Origin of the sequence: Actinomadura rubrobrunea NBRC 15275 (assembly GCF_001552235.1) — a bacterium.
GTDB lineage: Bacteria > Actinomycetota > Actinomycetes > Streptosporangiales > Streptosporangiaceae > Spirillospora > Spirillospora viridilutea.
On record NZ_BCQU01000158.1, the window covers coordinates 1 to 6,879 of the forward strand.

Genomic DNA, 6,879 nt, shown 5'->3' on the forward strand with positions numbered 1-6,879 from the left:
CGCCGGTGAAGTCCAGCCGGATCGGGGTGTTCCGCTCGGTCACCAGCGCCACCCGCTTGATCGCCTCGACGAACGGGGCGGTGCGGATGCGGACGGCGGTCGTCCAGGCGTCGGTGAGCCGCGACCGGTAGTTGATGAACTGGTCGTCCAGCAGCCGCGCGGTCATGCTGCGGTCGCCGCCGGAGATGCCGATCAGGCTGTCCCCCGTGCCGCCCAGGCCGATGGACACCTCAGATCCGGGGCGGATCGCGCGCGCCGTGTCGGCGAGGGTGCGGGCGGGCACGACGACGCCCGCGGTGAAGTCCGGGACGGCGGGCGACCAGGTCAGCTCGCGCGCGGCGATCCGGTAGCGGTCGGTGCAGGCCATCCACATCGTGTCGCCTTCGAAGTCGACGCGGACGCCGGTGAGCATCGGCAGCGTCTCGTCACGGCCCGCCGCGGGGGTGACCTGGGCGACGGCGGCGGCGAACACGTCGCCGGGCACCGTTCCGGCCGGCCGCGGAGGCTTCGGCAGCGTCGGATAGTCCTCCACCGGCATCGTCTGCAGGCCGAACTCGGCGCTCCCGCAGCTCACCACGACCTCGGAGCCCTTGGTGGCCACCTCCACCGGGTAGGGCGGCAGGTTGCGCACGATGTCGGCGAGCAGCCGTCCCGACACGAGGACCCGGCCGGGCTCGATCACGTCCGTCGTCACGGCGGCCTTCGCCGACACCTCGTAGTCGAACGCGGAGAGGGTGAGCCCGCCGTCGGCGGACGCCTCGACGAGCATGCCCGCCAGCACCGGCAGCGTGGGCCGCGACGGCAGGGTGCGCGCCGCCCACGCCACGGCGTCGGCGAGCGTCTGCCGATCCACGCGGAACTCGACCATGCCTCACCCTCTTTCGGGACGTCGCGGAGCACGCTAACCGCCGCCCCTGACAAAACTGCGTTTCCCCAGTTCGCAGGGCCGATGCGGGCATGTGGCGGCCCTGACGGAGGTCATGGGCGCGGCAGGGCCGCCGACGGCGCGGCGGCCACGGGTCGAGCGCCTGCGCGGAGCCTCAGCGCAGGGCCGCGGCGGTGCGGCGTTCGAGGTCGAGCAGGTACCGCTTGCGTTCGATGCCGCCGCCGTAGCCGGTGAGGCTTCCGGCGGAGCCGATGACGCGATGGCACGGGACGATGATGCAGATCGGGTTGCGGCCGTTGGCCAGGCCGACCGCGCGCGCCGCCGTGGGCCGGCCGATCTCTTGGGCGAGCTCCCCGTACGAGACCGTCTCCCCATACGGGATCTTCCGCAGGGCCGTCCAGACGCGGCGCTGGAACGGGGTCCCGTGCAGGGCGAGCGGCAGGTCGAACTCGGTCAGCTCGCCCGCGAAGTAGGCGGCGAGCTGACCGGCGGCGGTCGCGAACGGCTCGTCGGACGTCGGCACGCGCACGCCGAAGCGCTCCGCCGGCGGACGGTGGCGTTGCTCGTCCACGTAGAGGCCGCACAGGACGCCGTCGTCGGCGACGAGAGTGAGCGGTCCGACGGGACTGTCCAGCACCGCGTGCGTCCGCTGCTCGGCCGCGGCGGTCGCGGGGCTCAGGCCCGTCGCGTCCGCCGCGGCGGTCGCGATGAGCCCGGTTGGCGTCGAGGTCATGGGGACACAGATCCCTTCGTGTGATCGTCTCGTGTGATCGTGTCGTGTGGTCGTGTCGTGTGGTCGTGTCGTGTGGTCGTCGAACGTCAGACAGGCAGGCGGTTGATGGCGTGGTCATTGGTCGCCCACAGGTACTGGACGGCGTAGGCCCGCCACGGCCGCCACCGCGCCGCGCGGCGGATCAGCGCGGCGGGGGTGGTGGGAAGGCCCAGCCGGGCGGCCGCGAGGCGGACGCCGAGGTCGGTGGGGACGAACGCGTCCGGGTCGCCGAGCGCGCGCATCGCGATCGTCTCGACCGTCCACGGGCCGATGCCGGGCACGGCGGCCAGCCGCGCGCGGGCCTCGTCCCAGTCGCTGCCGACGTCCAGGTCGATCTCGCCGGCGGCCAGCGCCGCGGTCAGCGCGGCGAGGGTGGAGCGGCGGGCGCGCGGGAAGGCCAGGGCGGACGGGTCCGCCTCGGCCAGCGCGTCCGGCGACGGGAACAGGTGCGTCAGGCCGCCCCCGTCCGGATCGGTGATCGGTTCGCCGTGCGCGGCGACCAGGCGGGCGGCGTGCGTGCGGGCGGCCGCGGTCGACACCTGCTGGCCGATCACCGCGCGGACGGCGAACTCCGCCGGGTCGACGGTGTGCGGGACGCGGCGGCCCGCGGCCTTGTCGACCAGCGGGGCCAGGACGGCGTCGGCGCGCAGCAGGTCGTCGACGGCGACCGGGTCGGCGTCCAGGTCCAGCAGCCGCCGGCACCGGCTGATCGCGATCGTCAGGTCGCGCAGGTCGGTGAGGGTGAGCGTGCAGGCCACGTGGTCCGGGAACGGGCGCAACGCCACGACCCCGTGCCCGTTCGGCAGCCGCAGGGTGCGTCGGTACGCGCCGTCCCGCCACTCCTCGACGCCGGGGACGGCCGTCGCCGCCAGGTGCCCGAACAGGTTGTCCGGGCACAGCGGCGCGCGGAACGGCAGCCGCAGCGACAGCGCCCCGGACGCGGCGGGCGTCTGCCCCCGCGCCGCCCGTTCCCGCAGCTGGGTGGGGGTGAGCGCGAACACTTCCCGGACGGTGTCGTTGAACGCCCGGATGCTGGCGAACCCCGCGGCGAACGCCACGTCCCCCATGGGCAGGGCCGTCGTCTCGATGAGCAGCCGCGCCGTTTGCGCGCGCTGGGCGCGCGCCAACGCCAGCGGACCGGCGCCGAGTTCGGCGTTCAGCTGCCGTTCGATCTGGCGGATGCTGTAGCCGAGGCGGGCGGCCAGACCGGGCACCCCTTCGCGGTCCACGACCCCGTCGGCGATGAGCCGCATGGCGCGGGCCACCACGTCCGCACGGTGGTTCCACTCGGGGGACCCGGGACTGGCGTCCGGACGGCACCGCTTGCAGGCCCGGAAACCCGCCTGCTGCGCCGCGGCGGCGCTGGGGAAGAACCGCATGTTCTCCGGCCTGGGCGTCACCGCGGGGCAGCTGGGACGGCAGTAGATGCCGGTGGTGACCACTGCGACGTAGAACCAGCCGTCGAACCGGGCGTCCTTGGCTTGGACCGCCCGGCTGCACCGCTCCACGTCTTCATGCATGCGTCCAGCTTCACCGATGGCACCGGCGTTCACTAGCGGAAATCCGACATCACGCTGGCTCATGACCTGTCAGGTCATCGACCCGGCGACGTCGGGGCGGGCACTGTGGCGGCGGATCGGGAACGAGCCCGACGCCATCGCTGAAGGAGACGCCATGATCGACGCCCGTGAGCTGATCGACCGCTACCTGGCCGGCTGGAACGAGAAGGACCCCGCCGCCCGCCGGGCCGCCGTCGACGCCTTGTGGACCGAGGACGCCTCCTACGTCGACCCGCTCGTCGCGGTCGAGGGGCGGGAGGCCATCGACGGCGCCATCGCGGCCGTCCAGGCGCAGTTCCCCGACTTCGTGTTCCGTCTGGCGGGCGACGTCGACGCCCACCATCACGTGGCCCGCTTCACCTGGGAGCTCGGCCCCAAGGACGGCGAGGCCGTGGTGGTCGGGTTCGACGTCGCGGAGTTCTCCGAGGACGGCCGGATCAGCAAGGTCCACGGCTTCCTCGACAAGGTTCCCGCCTGAGCTCCGAACAGACGGCCCCGCGCGGCCCTACAGTGGCCGGGAACGGACCAAGCAGCCGACAGGCGCCGAGCCGTCGAACCCGCGTCGACGGCTCGGCGCCGACGGCGGCCCCCGGCCGCCGTCGCTCAGGCCGAAGCCCCGGCAGAGGGAACACGACACAGGCGCCCGGCGCGGCGAGGGGCGAGACGAGGAACCATGACGGACGTGCCGCTCGTCGAGTGGCGAGAGGACGACGCGAAGCGGACGGCGCGCTGGCGCTCGGAGAACCGGACGCCGCCGCCCCGCCGCATCGTCATCGCCGACGACCTGACGCGGGCCGACGACGCGTACCGGCTGGCGTGCGAGGGAACCGCGCTGCTGTGGCGCGGCGACTTCCAGAACGCGCGGCAGCTGCTGGCGGCGATGGGACGTCGCGCCGACCGCAAACCCCGCCGCAAGCGCCGCGCCCACCGCAACACCGAAGCCCTCTCCCCCGCGCAGCGCTTCCACCTGCACAGGCAGGCGCAGGGCCAGCGTGCCCGCACGCTCGGGATGCTGCTGATACCTGTGGACGCGGGCCACGTCATCCCCTTGCGGCGGGCACCGGACGTACGGAAGGCGTGCGAGGAGGTCTACGGCCCGGCAGAGGAACCGTACGTGGTGGCGCTGCGGGAGCTGCAAGGCCTGATCGGTGCGCACGAGTGGCGCAAGAAGGGCGTGCCCATCCCCGCCTTGGGAGGGGATCGCATCCACCCCCACTACGGTGTGTTCTCCCCCGTCCGCGGCGAGTACGTCGACCTGGTGGCGCAGGCTCCGCTCCCGTCCACCGAGCTGGCCTATGACATCGGCACCGGCACGGGCGTGCTCGCGGCGGTCCTGGCACGCCGAGGCGTGGCGAAAGTCGTCGCCACCGACACCGAGCCGCGCGCGCTTGCCTGCGCCCGTGAGAACGTCGTCCGCCTCGGCCTGGCCGACCGGATCGAGGTCGTGCGGGCCGACCTGTTCCCCAGTGGACGAGCCCCTCTGGTGGTGTGCAACCCGCCCTGGATCCCCGCCCGTCCCACGTCACCGCTCGAACACGCCGTCTACGACCCCGGCAGCACCATGCTGCGGGGTTTCCTGAGCGGCCTGCCGAGCCACCTCACGCCGGACGGCGAGGGGTGGCTGATCATTTCGGATCTCGCCGAGCACCTGGGACTGCGGACGCGCGCGGAACTCCTCGACGCCATCACCGGGGCCGGCCTGACCGTCGTGGACCGGCTCGACGCCCGCCCCGCCCATCCACGCGCCGCCGACCCGAGCGACCCCCTCCACACGGCAAGAGCCGCCGAAATCACCTCCCTCTGGCGCCTCACCCTCACCCCACGGTGAGCCTCCCCGGAGAGGCCCCTCGCCTGCCGCGTCATCCCCCATGACATTGATCATCGAATGATGCCGCACTCCCCTGTCAAGGGAGCGGAAAATGCACATCCATTCACCCGCACGCGAACGAGATTCTCCACACCCCGTGCCACGAAAAATTTCGTATTCATCGTCGATGCATCGTGCGCTATGCACGGAGCACAGCCGACGAGCCCTCCAAGTCCGCCTGCCATGCGCAAACCAGCTTGGGGTGACCGGCACCCTCCATCCTCGCCGCAATCAAGAAGGCATTGTGAAAGGCGACACTCGAGGCGCCGGTACCGGATGCCGTGAGACGCGATGGCGACATCAACGCCTGAGAGCATCGCGGTACCGAGATCGGACGACCTCCGCGCGCGTACGGTCAGGCGCTCTTCGGCTGCCCCGTCTCCGATGCGGCGGGGGCACGAGTGAGGGACGTCTTCACAGGCCACCGCCGCTGGGCGAGCAGCGCTTCCAGCGCCCACGGACCGCCGCCGAACACGGCCAGCATCAGGAAGGACCAACAGAACAAGGCCGCCGGCTCACCCTCGTTGGTCAGCGGGAACAGCCCCTGAGGCTGGTGGACCGTGAAGTAGGCGTACGCCATCGCGCCGGAGCAGATGAACGCGGCCGCACGGGTGCCCAGACCGATCATCACCAGGCCGCCGCCGACGAGTTCGATCACGGCCGCCCACCAGCTCGGCCACTCGCCGATGCCGGGCGCCTCTCCGCCGGGCGGACCGCCGAGAATTCCGAACAGCTTCGCCGCCCCGTGGCAGGCGAAGAGCAGCCCTACCACGACACGGAACAACGACAGCACGGCGCCACGCATGGATTCCATGGTTTCTCCTGCAAATCAGTGCACGGCGAAATCGGCCCTTCGGCCGACCCGAGCACGATCGTGAACGTTCGCGGCCGAGTCATCGCGGACTCGGCGATAAAACTGTAAGGCGTGCGTTTTTCATAGAGAACGGTCTTTCACGTCTTTCATCGATCCGCCTCCAATGCCGAGACGGCTTCCCGGATTCCGGGACGCGCTGATCGAGGCAGGTTCGGACGTGCGACGCGACCAAGGCGCGACCGTCCACCCTCGGTGAAGGAGTACGCCTTTTCGATACCGACGGCACCCGGTCGATTTCGCCGAGCAGTACCGCGGCTTCCTCACCGAGGTCCGGCCGCCCGAACGCGGCCGGACGGCCGACGCACCGTGCGCGTCGGGCCGCCGCCCGACCACGGACGTCCAGCGCGCCTAGACGGCATGCTCCCGCCCCTGGAGCGCCGCCGAGTCCCCGCCGCGCATGCACCCCCGAGCTGCAACGTCCCCGCGCCGCGACACGCCAGGTGGGCCGGCGCACCGCACCAGGTCCACCGTCACACCAGGTCACCGGCCTCAGAACACCGCGACCGGTACGGCCTGGTCGACGCCACCGGTCCCCGCGTCACTCGGCGTCCAACGACCGACCAGGGACGACCCCGCAAGCAACACTCTCCGTAAACACCACCGCGAAGTCCACGCCGCGCAGGCGCCACGAGCCGCAAGGCTCACAAGATGTCGCCGCCTCGTGACGTCCGGGCCGTGGGCCAGGCGGCAGTGGTCGTCGATGGCGGTGTGCGGGTGTCCGTAGCCGGGGGCCGGGCGGGGTCAGTCCGAATCGCGGTGGGGCGAACTGTTGCGTCTGCCGAGGCGCGGCCGTGCACCCGGTGGCCGCCGCCATCGGGGATGTTGCCCGGCTTGTCGACGTCCCCGATGACGCTGGTGCTGAAAGGCTCGTAGCACCCCGACCACCAGCCGCACCGGATGACACAGCTAGATGTTCTGTCC

The 6,879-nt window shown here is 72.0% G+C and carries 6 protein-coding genes; 2 read left to right on the top strand and 4 right to left on the bottom strand.

Annotated elements, in window-relative coordinates; genetic code table 11:
- From dnaN to AR3_RS28180, 3 genes are all read right to left on the bottom strand, one after another.
- A partial coding sequence (gene dnaN / locus AR3_RS28170; protein WP_067918560.1) for a DNA polymerase III subunit beta occupies positions 1–868 on the bottom strand: 868 nt, incomplete at its 3' end.
- Positions 869–1,040: 172 nt separating this feature from the next.
- On the bottom strand, positions 1,041–1,619 hold the full coding sequence (locus tag AR3_RS28175) for a methylated-DNA--[protein]-cysteine S-methyltransferase (RefSeq protein ID WP_083952199.1): 579 nt from the start codon (positions 1,617–1,619) through the stop codon (positions 1,041–1,043).
- An 86-nt stretch (positions 1,620–1,705) separates the two neighbouring features.
- Complete coding sequence (locus AR3_RS28180; RefSeq protein ID WP_067918562.1) at positions 1,706–3,178, bottom strand: AlkA N-terminal domain-containing protein; 1,473 nt, start codon at positions 3,176–3,178, stop codon at positions 1,706–1,708.
- A 154-nt stretch (positions 3,179–3,332) separates the two neighbouring features.
- Here AR3_RS28180 and AR3_RS28185 point away from each other — a divergent pair, with 154 nt between their 5' ends.
- Positions 3,333–3,695, top strand: coding sequence for a nuclear transport factor 2 family protein (locus AR3_RS28185; RefSeq protein WP_067918570.1), 363 nt, complete (start codon positions 3,333–3,335; stop codon positions 3,693–3,695).
- 195 nt (positions 3,696–3,890) lie between these two features.
- A complete protein-coding gene (locus AR3_RS28190; RefSeq protein ID WP_067918564.1) occupies positions 3,891–5,045 on the top strand; it encodes a methyltransferase in 1,155 nt (384 codons plus the stop codon).
- A gap of 394 nt (positions 5,046–5,439) precedes the next feature.
- Here AR3_RS28190 and AR3_RS28195 read toward each other — a convergent pair whose 3' ends face one another.
- Entirely contained in the window at positions 5,440–5,898 is a 459-nt protein-coding gene (locus AR3_RS28195) for a DoxX family protein (RefSeq protein ID WP_067918566.1), read from the bottom strand.
- Between the last annotated feature and the right edge of the window lie 981 nt (positions 5,899–6,879).

Excerpts from the sequence above, each read along its gene's own strand:
- AR3_RS28175 (WP_083952199.1), bottom strand. The coding sequence starts at position 1,619 with ATGACCTCGACGCCAACCGGGCTCATCGCGACCGCCGCGGCGGACGCG.
- AR3_RS28180 (WP_067918562.1), bottom strand. The coding sequence starts at position 3,178 with ATGCATGAAGACGTGGAGCGGTGCAGCCGGGCGGTCCAAGCCAAGGAC.
- AR3_RS28185 (WP_067918570.1), top strand. The coding sequence starts at position 3,333 with ATGATCGACGCCCGTGAGCTGATCGACCGCTACCTGGCCGGCTGGAAC.
- AR3_RS28190 (WP_067918564.1), top strand. The coding sequence starts at position 3,891 with ATGACGGACGTGCCGCTCGTCGAGTGGCGAGAGGACGACGCGAAGCGG.
- AR3_RS28195 (WP_067918566.1), bottom strand. The coding sequence starts at position 5,898 with ATGGAATCCATGCGTGGCGCCGTGCTGTCGTTGTTCCGTGTCGTGGTA.